The organism is Arenibaculum sp., from assembly GCF_035998295.1.
Taxonomy (GTDB): domain Bacteria; phylum Pseudomonadota; class Alphaproteobacteria; order Azospirillales; family Azospirillaceae; genus DASYHS01.
Genome location: NZ_DASYHS010000240.1, coordinates 12996 through 27586 on the forward strand (window position 1 = coordinate 12996; position 14591 = coordinate 27586).

At 71.9% G+C, this 14591-nt stretch carries 16 protein-coding genes; 10 read left to right on the forward strand and 6 right to left on the reverse strand.

Going from position 1 to position 14591, the window contains the following annotated elements:
• Positions 1–4: 4 nt before the first annotated feature.
• Positions 5–631, reverse strand: a complete 627-nt coding sequence (locus tag VGO20_RS22875; RefSeq protein WP_327504703.1) for a histidine phosphotransferase family protein — start codon at positions 629–631, stop codon at positions 5–7.
• A 94-nt stretch (positions 632–725) separates the two neighbouring features.
• Here VGO20_RS22875 and VGO20_RS22880 point away from each other — a divergent pair, with 94 nt between their 5' ends.
• Entirely contained in the window at positions 726–908 is a 183-nt protein-coding gene (locus VGO20_RS22880; RefSeq protein ID WP_327504704.1) for a DUF3553 domain-containing protein, read from the forward strand.
• Positions 909–914: 6 nt separating this feature from the next.
• On the opposite strand, the gene VGO20_RS22885 is transcribed toward VGO20_RS22880, so the two are convergent.
• Positions 915–3062 carry an AsmA family protein gene (locus VGO20_RS22885; protein WP_327504705.1) on the reverse strand — a complete coding sequence of 716 codons (2148 nt, stop codon included), beginning with the start codon at positions 3060–3062 and terminating at the stop codon, positions 915–917.
• Positions 3063–3277: 215 nt separating this feature from the next.
• Between VGO20_RS22885 and moaA the strand changes: the two genes are divergently transcribed.
• On the forward strand, positions 3278–4360 hold the full coding sequence (gene moaA / locus VGO20_RS22890) for a GTP 3',8-cyclase MoaA (protein WP_327504706.1): 1083 nt from the start codon (positions 3278–3280) through the stop codon (positions 4358–4360).
• A gap of 18 nt (positions 4361–4378) precedes the next feature.
• Positions 4379–5137: an NAD kinase gene (locus VGO20_RS22895; protein WP_327504707.1), complete on the forward strand. Its 759-nt coding sequence runs from the start codon at positions 4379–4381 to the stop codon at positions 5135–5137.
• Positions 5138–5146: 9 nt separating this feature from the next.
• On the opposite strand, the gene VGO20_RS22900 is transcribed toward VGO20_RS22895, so the two are convergent.
• Entirely contained in the window at positions 5147–6004 is an 858-nt protein-coding gene (locus tag VGO20_RS22900; RefSeq protein WP_327504708.1) for an N-formylglutamate amidohydrolase, read from the reverse strand.
• A 209-nt stretch (positions 6005–6213) separates the two neighbouring features.
• Between VGO20_RS22900 and VGO20_RS22905 the strand changes: the two genes are divergently transcribed.
• From VGO20_RS22905 to VGO20_RS22920, 4 genes are all read left to right on the forward strand, one after another.
• Positions 6214–7188, forward strand: a complete 975-nt coding sequence (locus VGO20_RS22905) for a M14 family metallopeptidase (RefSeq protein ID WP_327504709.1) — start codon at positions 6214–6216, stop codon at positions 7186–7188.
• Positions 7185–8261, forward strand: a complete 1077-nt coding sequence (locus VGO20_RS22910; protein ID WP_327504710.1) for an AbrB family transcriptional regulator — start codon at positions 7185–7187, stop codon at positions 8259–8261. The genes VGO20_RS22905 and VGO20_RS22910 overlap by 4 nt, the downstream gene beginning before the upstream one ends.
• 66 nt (positions 8262–8327) lie before the next feature.
• Positions 8328–9440, forward strand: coding sequence for an AI-2E family transporter (locus VGO20_RS22915; protein ID WP_327504711.1), 1113 nt, complete (start codon positions 8328–8330; stop codon positions 9438–9440).
• Between the two features lie 175 nt (positions 9441–9615).
• Positions 9616–10485, forward strand: a complete 870-nt coding sequence (locus tag VGO20_RS22920) for a DMT family transporter (protein WP_327504712.1) — start codon at positions 9616–9618, stop codon at positions 10483–10485.
• 6 nt (positions 10486–10491) lie between these two features.
• On the opposite strand, the gene VGO20_RS22925 is transcribed toward VGO20_RS22920, so the two are convergent.
• Entirely contained in the window at positions 10492–11433 is a 942-nt protein-coding gene (locus tag VGO20_RS22925; RefSeq protein ID WP_327504713.1) for a carbohydrate kinase family protein, read from the reverse strand.
• A 136-nt stretch (positions 11434–11569) separates the two neighbouring features.
• On the opposite strand from VGO20_RS22925, the gene VGO20_RS22930 reads away from it, so the two are divergent.
• The gene (locus tag VGO20_RS22930; RefSeq protein ID WP_327504714.1) at positions 11570–12238 is read left to right on the forward strand and encodes a nucleoside/nucleotide kinase family protein; all 669 of its coding nucleotides are present in this window, start codon (positions 11570–11572) and stop codon (positions 12236–12238) included.
• Positions 12239–12265: 27 nt separating this feature from the next.
• Positions 12266–12346 carry a D-lyxose/D-mannose family sugar isomerase gene (locus VGO20_RS28660; RefSeq protein WP_414639884.1) on the forward strand — a complete coding sequence of 27 codons (81 nt, stop codon included), beginning with the start codon at positions 12266–12268 and terminating at the stop codon, positions 12344–12346.
• Positions 12347–12440: 94 nt separating this feature from the next.
• On the opposite strand, the gene VGO20_RS22935 is transcribed toward VGO20_RS28660, so the two are convergent.
• Both VGO20_RS22935 and VGO20_RS22940 read right to left on the reverse strand, forming a co-directional pair.
• Positions 12441–12743: a hypothetical protein gene (locus VGO20_RS22935; protein WP_327504715.1), complete on the reverse strand. Its 303-nt coding sequence runs from the start codon at positions 12741–12743 to the stop codon at positions 12441–12443.
• A gap of 109 nt (positions 12744–12852) precedes the next feature.
• On the reverse strand, positions 12853–13275 hold the full coding sequence (locus tag VGO20_RS22940) for an HRDC domain-containing protein (RefSeq protein ID WP_327504716.1): 423 nt from the start codon (positions 13273–13275) through the stop codon (positions 12853–12855).
• A gap of 275 nt (positions 13276–13550) precedes the next feature.
• On the opposite strand from VGO20_RS22940, the gene VGO20_RS22945 reads away from it, so the two are divergent.
• Entirely contained in the window at positions 13551–14342 is a 792-nt protein-coding gene (locus VGO20_RS22945) for a YeeE/YedE thiosulfate transporter family protein (protein WP_327504717.1), read from the forward strand.
• Positions 14343–14591: the final 249 nt, after the last annotated feature.

Below are 14591 nucleotides of genomic sequence, written 5' to 3' on the forward strand. Positions count from 1 at the left end.
CGGCTCAGGGGTTGAGCCGAAGCTCCAGGCGCTCCGTGCCCGGCACGACGTCCAGCCGGAAGCCGTACGAGGCGGCGAAGCTGCCGGTCGCGAAGGCATGGACGGTCCGCGGGCTCAGCGCATCGACCGCGACCGAACCTTCGAGCGCTGCGCGCGTTTCCGGCCGCAACCCGGCCGCGCGGCCTTCGGCGACCACCGAGGGCCCCCCGCCGTCGGCATCGACGCGCAGGGTGCCGCCATAGGCGAGCGCCTCCTCCCCCAGGACCAGGAGATTGAGGAGCATCTTCGCCGCGCCGCGCCGTTCCGCCAGCGCATCGGGCAGCCGCCCGGGGGGCCAGTCCAGCGAGATCTTCCCGCCCGTGAAATAGGCCGACGCCGCCTGCTGGGCATCCGCGAACCCGGCGGTGCCGCCGGCGCCGGCGGCCCCGTAGGCGAGCCGCAGCAGCCGCAGGCGCCGCGCCGCCTGCCCGGCGCTGTGGGCGATCAGGGCGATCGCCTCGTCGGTCATGTCTTCGCCCATCTCCTCGATGAGTTCGACACCGTTGTTGATCGCGCCGATCGGACTCACCAGTTCATGGCAAAGCCGCGAGCACAGCAGCTCGGCGACGCGTATGTCCATGTCGATCGTCACGTGCGTCAGGCTCCGTCTTGCGGGAAGATCCACGATATGACCGTGAACGGCACCTCAAGGTTTACCTACACCGCGGCCGAGAGCAACCCCAACGATGGCTGACCCGTTTCTTGTTCCAGGCGCGCGCGTGCGCCTGCCCGGCCGGCCCGACTGGGGCCTCGGCCAGGTCCAGTCCGTGATCGGATCGCGCGTCACCGTCAATTTCGAGCACGGCGGCAAGCAGCTCCTGAACGCCGCGGCGGTCGACATCGACGTCGTCGATCCCGAGACGGAGTGAGCGGCGTCAGCGGTTGAACAGCCCCCGCAGGGTCTGGAGAGGATCGGCGGGTGCCGCGGGCGCCTCTCCCGCAGCGCCCTCCGCGGGCGCCCCGCCGGCAGGGACGTCCCCGGCGGGCGCACCGCCGAGCCCCTCGAGCAGGCGCCGGACCGCATCCTCCGGCCGGCCGCCCTCGACCGCGTCCCGCAACTGGTCGACCTGCCGGCCGATCGCCGCCGGGTCGCGGACCGCCTCGCGGGCGAGTGCGGCCAGGTCGGGGGCGAAGGAGAGATCGTCGAAGGTGCCGCGCACCAGGATCGGCACGGCCAGTCCCGAGCGATCCTCCCGGCCGCCCTGCCCCTCGATGTCGGCGACGAGCCGGGGCGTCAGGCGCATGTCCACCGTGCGGGCCCGCAGGTCGACGCTTCCCTCGCCCGACATCCGGACCAGCGGCGCCAGCATGCGCAGGTCGCCGGTCCGGGCGACGCCGTCGACGACCTCGAACCCGGCGCCGAGTTCGGCGAAGTCGGTCCTGGGCGGCGCTTCGCCGTCCGGGGCCGGCTCGCCCCGGACGGTCGCGAGCGCGTTGCGCAGCATCGCCGCGATATTGACCCCCTCGACGGCGCCGTCGGTGAACAGCAGCGAGCCCGTACCGTCGAGATCGGCCAGCATCGCCTCGTCGGACGCCCCCGCCGCGCGCAGCGCGGCCGTGCCCTGCATCGTCCCCGACAGCCGGTCGAAATCGGCCAGGGCGACGAGCAACGGGTGGGCCTGGACGGCGGACAGCCGCAGGTCCAGCTCGGCCCGGGGCACGTCGGCGGAGCCGTCGAGCAAGGCGCGCGCCGCGACCGTCCCGTCCAGCAGGGGCGTGTCGCCGAGCACCAGGGCGAGCCGTCCGGCGGAGAGGTCGACCGACAGCGAGGTCGGCCCGCTCTCCACGCCGCTGGACGCGATCGCGTCCGCGGCAAGGTCCAGATCCGCGTCCACGGCGCGCAGGAAGCCGAGGTCGATCGGGACGGGTGCGCGCGCCTGGGCGGGGGCCTCGGTCTGCGCCGGCGGAGCGGCCGGCGCGGCCTCGGACGGAGCGGCTTCGGACGGCTGGGCCGTGCCGGCCGCCGCGCGCAGCCGGTCGAGGTCGACGCGTCCCAGTGCCAGTTGCCCCGAAACCGCCGGCCGGGGACCGTCGAGCGCCACCGCGAGGTCGCCCTGGACGCGTTCGCCGGCCAGTTCCATCGTCGCCCCGGAGAGAGCGATGCGCGTCGGCTCGGCAGCCAGCTCGCCGAGGATCGAGAGCTCGCCTTCGGGGATCTCCGCCGTCCCTGCCCCGAGCCATGCCGCGGCCTCGGCCGCGGAGGGCGCCGCCACCGAGACACGGCCGGCGGCCGACGGGGCCGTCCCGGCGGCGACGCGCCCGTCGAAGGCGACACGCAGCGCGTCGGCGCCGGCTTCCAGCGAAAGCGCGGTGGGCTCGCCGGCCAGCAGCGCGCCGAACTCGGCGCCTTCGGCCTCCAGCGATACGCTGCGCCCTCCATACTCGAAGCCGGCCTCGATCGTCGCCGGAACGTCCATCGCCGGGGCCGACAGGGTCGCGTCCAGGTCCGCGACCTGGTACCGGGCGCCGGTCCGGGCATCGCTCCAGGAGAGCCGCCCATCCACGACCTCGACCGACGGCAGCGCCAGGCTCGGCAAGGTTCGGGGCTCGGGAGCGCCGGACTGGGGGTCGGACTGGGGAGTGCCGGACTGGGGGTCGGACTGGGCTTCGCCGGCGGAGCCCGCCTCCGGCGCCCCGGCTTCGAACCGCCAGTTCGGGCGCCCCTGCGCGTCGACCTCCAGCGCGATCTCCGGTTCGACGAGCACCAGGCGCCGGATGGAAATCTCGCCGGAGAGCAGCGGGAGCGGGTCGAGCGCCAGGTCCAGCCGCTCGAGGCTGGCCATGGCGTCGGCATCGCCCCCGGGCGCGTTGGAGAAGGTGACCTGCTCGAGCTGCAGCGCCGGGCGGGGCAGGATCGAAAGGCTCACCGGGCCGTTCACAGTCAGGGTCCGCCCGGTGCGCTCGCGGACCAGGGCGGCCAGCCGCTCCTTCTGCGAGTCCAGGTTCACGAGGAAAGGCACGGCCACCACCACGGCGGCGAGCAGCACGACCAGGATGGCCAGGCCGATCAGCAGCTTCTTCATGCGTCCTGCTCCGTACGTCGGGCACGAGGGATCTGGACCGGGCGCCCGCCCCCTCCTACCTTGTGGAGACCCTGGGGTGCCGGCCGGGAACGTGAATTGCGCTATCGCGGCTGGAGCCGCGGAAGTCAAGCCATGTTATCCTGCGCCCTGCAACGCGAGCCGGCGCAGCGGGCTGGGTCATCCAGCCGGCTGGGCTGCAAGGAGATCACGAAGCCATGACGGACCGGCCAATCGCCCGCACGGCACCGATCGCACCGGCCGCCGGATCGACCATCCAGCCGGCCATCCAGCCCGCCATCCAGCCGGCCGTCGACCCGTTCGGCAGGGCCATCACCTATCTGCGGGTTTCGGTGACCGACCGCTGCGACTTCCGCTGCGTGTACTGCATGTCCGAGGACATGGCCTTCCTGCCGAAGGCGGAGATCCTGTCCCTGGAGGAGATCGACCGCGTCTGCAGCGCCTTCATCGACCTCGGCGTGCGCAAGCTGCGCCTGACCGGCGGCGAGCCGCTGGTGCGCAAGAACGTGATGAGCCTGATCCGCAGCCTGGGCCGGCACCTGTCGGCCGGGACGCTGGATGAGCTGACGCTGACCACGAACGGCAGCCAGCTCGTGCGCCACGCGGAGGACCTGGCCGCCGCGGGCGTGCGCCGCATCAACGTCAGCCTGGACACCCTCGATCCGAACAAGTTCCGGGCCATCACCGGGTGGGGCCGTCTCGACGGCGTGCTCGACGGCCTGGCCGCGGCGAAGCGGGCCGGACTTTCGGTCAAGATCAACTGCGTGGCGCTGAAGGGCGTCAACGACGACGAGTTCCACCGCCTCGTCGAATGGTGCGGCGGCGAAGGCTTCGACCTCGTCTTCATCGAGGTGATGCCGATGGGCGAGATCGGCGCCGACGCTCGGCTCGACCAGTACCTGCCGCTGTCCATGGTCCGGGCCTCCCTGGCCGAGCGCTGGACGCTGGAGGAGAGCGACTACCGGACCGGCGGGCCGGCACGCTACGCCGTGTGCCGGGAGACCGGCGGCCGCGTCGGCTTCATCACCCCGATGACCCATAATTTCTGCGAGAGCTGCAACCGCGTGCGCCTGACCTGCACCGGAACCCTGTATCTGTGCCTCGGCCAGGAGGACGCGGCCGATCTCCGCGCGCCGCTGCGCCGGTCGGACGAGGACGCCGACCTGGTCGCCGCGATCCGCGAGGCCGTCTCGCGCAAGCCGAAGGGACACGATTTCGTGATCGACCGCAGGCGCCGCGGGCCGGCCGTGCCCCGGCACATGAGCGTCACCGGCGGCTGACCGGAACGGACCGCCCCCATGAAGATCGCCTTCCGCGCCACAGACACCGCCGACGCGCGCGAAGCATACGGCAGGCTCGTCTCGCGCTACGGGAACTGCGACCTCGACCAGGCCGACACCGTCGTGGCCCTCGGCGGCGACGGCTTCCTGCTGGAGACGCTGCACGAGACGATCGGGCGCGGGCTTCCGGTCTACGGCATGAACCGGGGATCGGTCGGGTTCCTGCTCAACGACTACATCGAGGACGGTCTTCCCGAGCGGCTGGCGCGCGCGCAGATGGTGCCGCTGCACCCGCTGCGCATGGTCGCGACGCGGGCGGACGGCGGCACGGTGGAGGGCCTGGCCCTCAACGAGGTCTCCCTGCTGCGCGAGACCCGCCAGACGGCGAAGCTGCGGATCATCATCGACGGCGTCGTGCGGATGCCGGAACTGGTCTGCGACGGCTGCCTCGTCGCCACCCCGGCCGGCAGCACCGCCTACAACCTGTCCGCCCACGGGCCCATCGTACCGCTCGGCGCCGGCATCCTGGCGCTGACGCCGATCAGCGCCTTCCGGCCGCGCCGCTGGCGCGGCGCCCTGCTCCCGCACCAAGCCCGGGTGGTCTTCGAGGTGCTGGAACCCGGCAAGCGGCCCGTCAGCGCCGTCGCCGACTACACCGAGGTAAGGGAGGTCTCGCGGGTCGACGTGTTCGAGGACCGGGGCGTCCGGCTCTGCCTGCTCTTCGATCCCGAGCACAACCTGGAGGAGCGTATCCTCAAGGAGCAGTTCGCCCCCTGACGGCCGGCATCACTCCGCCGCGGCCGCCGACGGCAGGAGGCAGCGATCCGCGATCGTGTCGATCAGGACGCCGAGGTCGGCGCGCAACGCCTCGAAGCCGGCATTCCTCTCCAGCGTGTCCTCGTTCATGTAGAGGCCGCGGTGGATCTCGAGCTGCAGGCTGTGGATGCCGCGCGCCGGATTGGAATAGCGGCGCACCAGCTCGACCCCCTTGTAGGGATCGTTGATCCGGACGCGATAGCCCATCCCCCTCAGCACGTCCGCGACGAGGCGGGTGAAGTCCGGGCCGCAGGTCGTGCCGTCCCGGTCGCCGAGCACGAAGTCGACCGCGTCCGGGCCCCCCGGCACGCCGAGCGTCGGCATGGAGTGGCAGTTGACGTGAAAGACCCGCCCATGGCTGCGGTGGAGGTCGTCCAGCAGCCGGGCGAGCTGCTCGTGGTAGGGCCGGTAATAGCGCTCGATCCGCTCCGCGACGTGGGCGACCGACAGGGGGCCGTCGTACATCGGGACGCCGGGCCGGCACAGCCGCCTGATCAGGCCCATGCCGGCGATGCTCTTCTCGCTGGGCCGCAGGGGCCAGGGCCAGACGCCGTCGATCAGTTCCGGCTCGATGTCGTCGAGCGCGCGGTTCACGTCGACGTAGCTGCGCGGGAACAGGGCCGCCAGCAGCGTCCCGCCCTTCTCCGGCACCGCCGCGAACAGCTCGTCGACATAGGTGTCCTCGGCTTGGCGCAGCAGCGAGAACGGACAGACGAACCCGAAATCGGCGGGATACAGGACGCCGCTGTGGGGAGAGTCGAAAACCAGCGGAAGCCGGTCGCCAGCCGGATCGTCCCGGACGAGCACATCCTGGATGACGAAGCTCATGGACCCTCCGTGCCCTCGACGGGGCGCCGCGCGCCCGCCCCAGGTTTCATTTTCGTTACGCGAGATATACAGGTTGCACCACCGCGCGTCACGTTCGAACCTTCCCCGGGGCAGGTAAACGGGCCATGCCCCATGCGCATTGCCCGAGCCCGGCGACAGCCTGTAGGGTGCGGCGGACGAGCCCGCATGCGGGCCGAGGAACGCGAGACGTGATCGACATCCCCCCTCCCATAGAGCTGACGCCGCCCGATCTCGACGAGCATCGGAAAGGCAACATGGGGGTGGAGTACGTCACGACTCTGGAAGGCGGCGCACCCGGCCCGCATGCCGTGATCACGGCGCTGATCCACGGCAACGAGCTGTGCGGCGCCGTGGCGCTCGACTTCCTGCTGCGGGCCCGGTTCACGCCGCGCCGCGGCAGGCTCACCCTCGTCTTCGCGAACGTCGCCGCGTTCCGGACCTTCGACCCGTCGAACCCGTCGCTCTCCCGGTTCCTGGACGAGGACATGAACCGCGTCTGGTCGCCCGAAGTCCTGGACGGTCCCCGAACCAGCATCGAGCTCGCCCGGGCGCGCGAGATCCGGCCCGTGGTCGAGGCCGCCGACTTCCTCCTGGACCTGCACTCCATGCAGTATCCGGGGGAGCCGCTGACGCTGTGCGGCCGGACCAAGCGGGGCCGCGCGCTCGCCCGGGCACTCGGCTTCCCGGGCTGGGTCGTCAGCGACGGCGGTCACGAGGGCGGTCGCCGGCTGATCGACCATCCGGTCTTCTCCAGCCCGTCCGGCGCGCCCACCGCGTTGCTGGTGGAATGCGGCCAGCACTGGGAAGCCGTCGCCGCGCTGAACGCGATCGAGGCGGTCCTGCGCTTCCTGCTCCATCTCGGCATGGCCGACGAGGCGTTCGCCACCCCCCATCTCGGCGCGCCGGCCCGAGGCGGGCAGCGCTTCGTGGAAGTGACGCACGTCGTCACGGCGCTCACCGACCATTTCGTCCTGGAAACCGATCTGGACAGCATGGACGTGATCGGGCGCGCCGGCACGCTGATCGCGCGCGACGGCCGGCACGAGATCCGGACCCCCTACGACGGTTGCGTCCTCGTGATGCCCGCGCGCCGGGTGCGGCGCGGACAGACCGCGGTCCGCCTCGGGCGCCTGGTTCCCGACGCCTGCCGGGCCGACCGGTGACCGAGCGCCGATCCGTCCTCGCGAGCACCCGCCCGTTCGTTTCCGCCCTCGCCCTGGCCGCCGCGGGCGGCACCGTGGCGGCCTGGATCGGGCTGCCTCTGGCCTGGATGATCGGCGCCATGCTCGCGACCGGCGCCGCAGCCGTTTCGGGTGCGGCCGTCTCGATCCCGCTCAAGCTGCGCTCGGCGATGATAATGGTGCTGGGCATCATGCTCGGCGGCAGCTTCACGCCCGAGATCCTCGATCAGGCGGCACGCTGGTCGGTGACGCTGGCGGGTCTCGCCGCCTATGTCGTCGTCGCGGGCGCGGCCGGGACGCTCGTCCTGCGCCGGTTCGCGCGCCTCGATCCGGCCACGGCCTATTTCACGGCGATGCCCGGCGGCCTGACCGAAATGGTCATCGCGGGCGGGGCGATGGGCGGCGACGACCGGACCATAGCCCTGGCGCACAGCACGCGGGTCATGCTGGTCGTGCTCGCAATCCCGTTCTGGTTCGCCTTCGTCGAGGGCTACCAGCCCGGCGGGGGCGGAGCCGCGGGCCAGGCGGCCACGGCCATGAGCCTGCGGGACATGGCCCTGGTCGCGGCCGCCGCGGCCGGGATGCCGATCGCGGCGGTGCTGCGCCTACCGGTGCCGGCACTCCTCGGGCCGCTCTTCCTGTCGGCCGCCATCCATATCGCCGGCCTGACCGAGGGGCAGCCGCCGGGCCTGCTGGTCGCGGCCGCGCAGGTCGTCGTCGGGGCGGCGATCGGCTGCCGCTTCGCCGGGGTTCCTGCGATCCGGATCGCGAAAGTCGCGGGCCTGGCGCTCGGGCTGACGGCCCTGATGCTGGCGCTCGACGTCGCGGCGGCGCTGGTCCTCCACCGCATGACCGGCATCGGGATGCCTGCGCTCGTCCTGGCCTATTCGCCCGGCGGCTTCGCCGAGATGAGCCTGGTCGCCCTGGCCCTCGACATCGACACCGCGTTCGTGGCGACGCATCAGATCGCTCGCATCGTCATGGTTGTGATGCTGGCGCCCCTCGCCTTCCGGCTGCTCCGGCGCCGGCGCCCCGGAGGCGTTCCGGCCGACTGACCGGATGCCCGCCAGAACCATGGAAGCTCCGGAACCGTTAGTGATGCGGACCAACCGGGGAACCTCATGAACGAGAAGAGCGCGGCACCGCATCTGGAGGCCCAGCCGCGGCCCACAATGCGGCGCGCCGTCCAGGAAGGCCGGTCGGGAGCCGAGAGGTTCGCCGTCGTCGGCCTGTTCACGCTCGCCGTCTTCTACACGCTGTACCTCGCCCGCGACCTGCTGCTGCCGATCTGCCTCGCGATCCTGCTGAGCCTGCTGCTGCGCCCGGTGATCAAGGGAATGAAGCGCCTGCACGTCCCGGAATGGCTGGGCGCGGCATTCGTCGTCGCGGGCCTCTTCGGCGCCACCGCCGTCCTGATCTACAGCCTGAGCGAGCCGGCCACCACCTGGATCCAGCGAGGGCCGCTGCTGATGCGGCAGCTCGAGTTCAAGCTCGGCGACATCCGCGAATCGATCGAGGCGGCGCGCTCGGCCTCCCAGGAGATCGAGCAGATCACCGCCCAGCCGACCCCCGGGACCGCGCAGGTCGTCGTACAGGAAGCCTCGCTGGCCGAACGCCTCCTCACGCAGACGCAGGTCATCTTCGCCGGCTTCCTCATCATGCTCGTGCTGCTCTACTTCTTCCTCGCGCAGGGCCGGCGGATGCTCGAAAGCCTGATCGGGACGATGTCCCGCATCGAGGACCGCATGCACTACGCCACCATCGCGAATACGGTGCAGCGCAACATCGCGAGCTACCTCGCGACCGTGACGCTGATCAACGCGACGCTAGGGGCGATCACCGCGGTCGTGATGTTCGTGCTCGGCGTACCGAACCCCGTGCTCTGGGGCGTGGTCGGCGGGACGCTGAACTTCGTCCCCTATCTGGGCTCGGCGGTGACCCTCGCCATTCTCACGGTGGTGTCGATCCTGAGCTTCGACGACTTCTGGCACATCGCGCTCCCCCCGATCGCCTGGCTGTGCCTCACGACGGTCGAGGGCAACTTCGTGACGCCCACCATCGTCGGCCGGCGCCTGACGCTGAACCCGATCGCCGTCTTCGTCGCGATCCTGTTCTGGGGCTGGCTATGGGGCGTGCCGGGCGCGTTGCTGGCGGTTCCGATCCTCGCCGTCTTCAAGATCATATGCGACGCCCACAAGCCCCTTCACGGGCTGGGCGCGCTGCTGGGAGGCTGACGCCGGCCGGGGCGACGTCGACCGACGCGCGGGCATGGCCGCCATGCGCAGGCAACCGGTCGCCGCCGCTCCCCTACCCGGCTAGGCTCCGGGCCGCACGCAAGCGAGCTCCCGGAGCCCGACCCTGACCGCCGCATCCTCCACCAAGGCCGAACGCCTCCCCCGCCGCGGCTTCATGCTCCTGGCCGGGATCACCCTGTTCTGGGGCCTCAACTGGCCGGCGATGAAGATCGCGATGCTCGACATCGAGCCTTGGGCCTTCCGCGGCCTGTGCCTCGCGGTCGGCGCGCTGGGAATGGTCGCGACGGCCCGGGCGGGCGGGCGGAGCCTGCACGTCCCCCGCTCCGACATTCTGCCCCTGGTGGCCGTGTCGCTCCTCAACGTGACGGGCTGGCATCTCGCCTCCGCGCTCGGCCTCGCCGAGATGCAGGCCGGACGCGCCTCCATCGTCGCGTTCACGATGCCCTTGTGGGCGTCGCTCCTGGGGGTGCTGCTGCTGGGCGAGCGCATGACCGCGGCACGGGTCGCGGGGCTGGCGCTCGGCCTCGCCGGCATGGGGGCGCTGCTCGCCTCCGACGTCGCCAGCGTGATCGCCGCGCCTCGCGGGGTGCTGCTGATGCTGCTGGGCGCGCTTTGCTGGGCGGGCGGCACGGTGATGCTGAAGGCGGTCCGCTGGAACCTCGACACGATGCAGCTGGCCGCCTGGCAGCTCGCCATCGGCAGCGTCCCGGTGGTCCTGGGCGCCTTCGCGGTGGGCAGCCCTTCGACGATCCTCGCCGTCGGCTGGACGACCGGCCTGGCCGCGCTCTACACCTGCCTGATCCCGATGATCTGGTGCCATTACGCCTGGTACAGCGTCGTCTCGCTGTTTCCGGCGAACGTGGCGGCGATCGGCACGTTGGCGATACCGGTCGTCGGCGTCTTCAGCAGCGCCCTGCTGCTGGGAGAGGCGGTCGGGCCGAACGAGCTCGCGGCGCTGGCGCTCGTGGTCGCCGGCCTGTTCCTCGTGATGATCTTTCCGGGCCTGCCGGCGTCGAGGCGGTAGCGCGCGTCAGGCCAGCGACGCCAGTTCGCCGGCGCGCGGCAGGTCGGCGCCGCGACGGCCGCAGGTGATCGACGCGGCCTCGATCGCCGTGTCGAGCAGGCCGGCGAGACGGTCGCCGTCCAGCGCGTCCAGACTGCCGGGGGCGAGCAGCCCCTGCCGGTCGAGCACGGCGAGCACGGCGGCCTGGAAGCTGTCCCCCGCCCCCACCGTATCGAGCACGGAGACCGGCCGGCCGGGCCGCTCGGCCCGTGCCGCCCCGGACACGGCCAGCGCGCCGTTCGGCCCGTCCGTCACCAGCACGAGGCGCGCGCCGAGCCCGCGCCAGCGCGCGGCGGCGTCGGCGGCGGCAAGGCCGGGGTAGAGATGGCCGAGGTCCTCCGTGCTGGCCTTGACCAGATGGGCATGACGGACCAGCCCCTCGAACCGGCTGCGGAACGCCGCCATGTCCGGAACCAGGCGGGCGCGCACGTTCGGGTCGAGCGCCACGACCCGGGCCCCCGCCTCGCGCAGGAGCAGGGTCTCGTAGGCCGTCGCCGCCGGCTCGACCGCGAGCGAGAAGGACCCGAAATGGAGGGCGCGCACCGCGGGGTCGAGGCGTGCCGGCAGGTCGCCGGGCGAGAGGCCGCGGTCGGCCGCGCCGTCGCCGAGGAAGACGTAGTCGGGCGAGCCGTCGGTCCGGGTGGCGACGAAGGAAACCGTGGTCGGCCGGGCCGTGCGCCGGACATGGCCGAGCTCGACGCCCTCGGCCTCGAGCCGCCCGGCCAGATGGCGGCCGAAGGCGTCGGTCGACAGCGCCGACAGGAATCCCGACCGCCGGCCGAGCCGGGCAAGGCCGACGGCGACGTTGAACGGCGACCCGCCGGCAACCCCGGTGAAGGACAGCCCGTGCGGAGCGTCCGGGGCCGAGGGGAAGAAGTCGATCAGCGCCTCTCCGCAAACCAGGATCATCGCAACTCCGCCCGGACGAAGACGAACGAACGGATCTTGTAGCCCTTGCGCCGCCCCGCGTCACGGGGTCGGATAGCGGTTCACGCGAGGCGGGCGGCATTCCCGCCCCCCGCGCCCGCCCAAGGGAGGACAAGCGATGCAGGACCCGTTGCCGGCCGCCGCCGGGATAATCGTCGAGGCGGAGTTGCGGACCCTGCTGGGCGCGCTCGCGACGACGCCGCCCGGCCGCCGGCTGACGGTCGGGATCGCCGGACCGCCCGGCGCCGGGAAGAGCACGGTGGCCGAGGCGCTCGCGGCGGCCCTCGACCGGGCGTGCGGCCGGACGATCGCGGCGGTGGTGCCGATGGACGGCTACCACCTGTCCAACGCCGTGCTCGACGCCCGCGGATTGCGGGCCGTGAAGGGACGGCCGGAGACATTCGACGCCGAGAGCTTCGCGGCCCTGCTGCCACGCGTGCGCGACGGCGAATCGCCGCTGCCCGTCCCGACCTTCACGCGCGACCTCGACGAGCCGACGCCGGGCGGGATCGTCCTGGGCGGGAACCATCGGATCGCGCTGGTCGAGGGGAACTACCTGTACCTGCGGTCGGGTTCCTGGCCGGCGGCCGCGGCGATGCTCGACCGCCGGGTGTTCCTGATGGTGGACCGGGAGGCCTGCCGGGGCAGGCTGCTCGCCCGTCACGTCCGGTTCGGCAAGACGCCGGAACACGCCGCGCGCCACGTCGAGACCGTCGACCTCGTGAACTGGGACCGCATCGTCGGGGATTTCGAACCCGGCTCGGCGGTCGTCTATCAGAACGGCTGAACCAAGGACGTGGACGGGAGGATCGGCATGAGACGTTCCGAGATCAACGCGATCATGGCCGAGGCCGATGCGTTCATACGCTCCTTCGGCTTCCGCCTGCCTCCGTAACCGGGGCGGCGGCAGGCTCGCGCTGGAGCTGTTCTCCTCCGGTCCCTGCTGGTCGGCGACTACGACGCGCCGGCACGGGAGTGAGCGCCGGGCGTCAGATCCGGACGCCGCCCGGTTCCGCCGGAGGCGCGCGGCGCGGCACGTCCTCGCGCCGGTCGTCCCCGCCCTGCCCGGGATCGAGCCGACGGATGATGATGTCGCCGTCCTCGGTGATCTCGGGCGGCGCGTAGCGGGGCAGGCTGTCGATCAGCTTGGACATGCCGTCGCGCAACCGTTCCATCCCTTCGAGGATATCCCGGGTCGCCTCGTCCGGCAGCGGCGACGGCTCTCCGGCGGAAACGGGCGGCGCGCCCGCCGCCTGCAACGCGGCGAGCATCAGTGCGGTCGCTAGTAGCATGCGCATCGATCTTCTCCACGGCCTCCCGAGGTCGGACGCGTCCTCGTCGTGCCCATATATGGCATCGAGTCGGCGCTACGGAACCGCCCTCGCGCGGAGTGCCCGCCGTTCAGGGGGCGTCCGTCAGTCCCTCCAGGGTCTGGCGCACCACCTGCACGATCGCCGCCCCGTGACCCGCGACGTCGATGCCGAGCGATCCCGCGACCACGCCGAGCTCGATCTCGGTCGTCGGCGCGTAGCGGGCGATCTCGGACACGGCGGTGTCCGGGATCACGTCCTCGTGCCGTCCGCCCGCCGCCGCCGCCGTCCGGCGGCGCCACTGGTTCAGGGCGGCGACGATCGCGCTGTGGATCTGCCGTGTCTCCTCGCGCCGGCGCAGGTCCTGGTAGAGCACCAGGATACGCCAGGCGCCGTCGGCGAATGCCGTCTCTATCCCGGAGACCTCCACCGTCCGCAGGAACTCGGCCAGGATCGCCTCGTCATCCTGCACCGCGTCGTCCCGGATCCTGAAGGTCCTGATCTCGCTGGTCATGCCCTTTCCTCCGTCGATGCCCGTGAGCCTCCGGCATAAAGGATTAACCTTTTCGGGGAGGCGGCGGAACGCCGTATCCGATCACGAGATCAACATATGTAAATTGTATTTTTTCGGTCGGTTTGGCCGTGTTATTTACATATTATATTCGATATTTCACCAGGTTCCACAGTAGAACCCCAGGAAAGCAGGGCTCGATCATGGCCGACCTCTCGCTGGGACGCTCGAACGCCTCCGTCCGACGGTCCACACGGGCCGCAGCGATGATCATGGCGATGGCTGCGCTGGGGCCGGCGTGGGGCCTGAAGTGGCACCTCGCCGCGCTTGCCGTCGGCTGCCTGGTGTTCATGCCCCTGGCGGACGGCGCCCCGGCGGCCCCGGTCGGGCTGGCGCTGCTGGCTGGCGGTTTCGCATCCGGGGCCGGCGGCCGGCTCGCCCTTGGCCCCGGCCGCTCTTCCATCCGGCCGGCGGCGCAGCGCCGCGCCGCGCTGGCCGCGGGATCGGGTTCGATCCTTCTCGGCGCGCTGCTGGGAGCGGTGCAGGCGCAATGGTGGCAGGGCCTGCCCGCCCTCGCCCCCGTCTCGCTGCCGGCGGCGATGGGGTGGGTGCCCGCCCTGGTGCTCAGCATCGCGGTGCTCGCTTCTGCCGCCGGCTTCGCGATCCTGTTCGAGAAGGCCGGACGCGTACGCGCCGCGCCGTCGGGCACGGCGGCGGCGCTGGCGGTCGCGGCCGGCCTGGCGCTTCCGGCGGCCGGCATCTGGGCCGGCGGCATGCCCGCCGCAACCGTCGCGCTCGACCTTGCCGTTCCGCTCGCAGGGCTGATCGCCCTCGGCGGGGCGTCGGTCCCCTGGTCGGCGGCGGGTGGGTTGCTGCTGGGCTACGGCGCCTTGATCGGGCAAGGCGGACTGGTCGGCGCCCATGTCGCCGGGGTCGCCCAGGGCAGCCTGCACGGGTGGGTGTGGCTGGCGGCGGCGCTCGGGGGCGCGTGGCTCGGGGGCGTGTGGATGGCGAGGCTGCGCAAGAGCCCCGGGACCGGACCGGGGGATGGTGCGGACGGCGGGACTTGAACCCGCACTCCCTTGCGGGAAGCAGATTTTCGTACCACTTCGGCTTTCGCCGCCACGAGCCGTGTTCGTGGTCTGGACTATACCTTCACCATGGCCCGAGGGGCTTTAGGTGCCGCCCGTCTAGTCTCTACACCTTCCCCGGCCGATGGGCCGGGGCTTGGCTCGGGATCGGCATGGACGCTGGTCCGAAGCTTTCCCCGAGTTTGAGCGGTTCTACTCCCCAGGTTTCCCCGGAGGCACTCCGTTGAA

Excerpts from the sequence above, each read along its gene's own strand:
- VGO20_RS22880 (WP_327504704.1), top strand. The coding sequence starts at position 726 with ATGGCTGACCCGTTTCTTGTTCCAGGCGCGCGCGTGCGCCTGCCCGGC.
- VGO20_RS22885 (WP_327504705.1), bottom strand. The coding sequence starts at position 3,062 with ATGAAGAAGCTGCTGATCGGCCTGGCCATCCTGGTCGTGCTGCTCGCC.
- moaA (WP_327504706.1), top strand. The coding sequence starts at position 3,278 with ATGACGGACCGGCCAATCGCCCGCACGGCACCGATCGCACCGGCCGCC.
- VGO20_RS22895 (WP_327504707.1), top strand. The coding sequence starts at position 4,379 with ATGAAGATCGCCTTCCGCGCCACAGACACCGCCGACGCGCGCGAAGCA.
- VGO20_RS22900 (WP_327504708.1), bottom strand. The coding sequence starts at position 6,004 with ATGAGCTTCGTCATCCAGGATGTGCTCGTCCGGGACGATCCGGCTGGC.
- VGO20_RS22915 (WP_327504711.1), top strand. The coding sequence starts at position 8,328 with ATGAACGAGAAGAGCGCGGCACCGCATCTGGAGGCCCAGCCGCGGCCC.
- VGO20_RS22920 (WP_327504712.1), top strand. The coding sequence starts at position 9,616 with ATGCTCCTGGCCGGGATCACCCTGTTCTGGGGCCTCAACTGGCCGGCG.
- VGO20_RS22925 (WP_327504713.1), bottom strand. The coding sequence starts at position 11,433 with ATGATCCTGGTTTGCGGAGAGGCGCTGATCGACTTCTTCCCCTCGGCC.
- VGO20_RS22930 (WP_327504714.1), top strand. The coding sequence starts at position 11,570 with ATGCAGGACCCGTTGCCGGCCGCCGCCGGGATAATCGTCGAGGCGGAG.
- VGO20_RS28660 (WP_414639884.1), top strand. The coding sequence starts at position 12,266 with ATGAGACGTTCCGAGATCAACGCGATCATGGCCGAGGCCGATGCGTTC.
- VGO20_RS22935 (WP_327504715.1), bottom strand. The coding sequence starts at position 12,743 with ATGCTACTAGCGACCGCACTGATGCTCGCCGCGTTGCAGGCGGCGGGC.
- VGO20_RS22940 (WP_327504716.1), bottom strand. The coding sequence starts at position 13,275 with ATGACCAGCGAGATCAGGACCTTCAGGATCCGGGACGACGCGGTGCAG.
- VGO20_RS22945 (WP_327504717.1), top strand. The coding sequence starts at position 13,551 with ATGGCTGCGCTGGGGCCGGCGTGGGGCCTGAAGTGGCACCTCGCCGCG.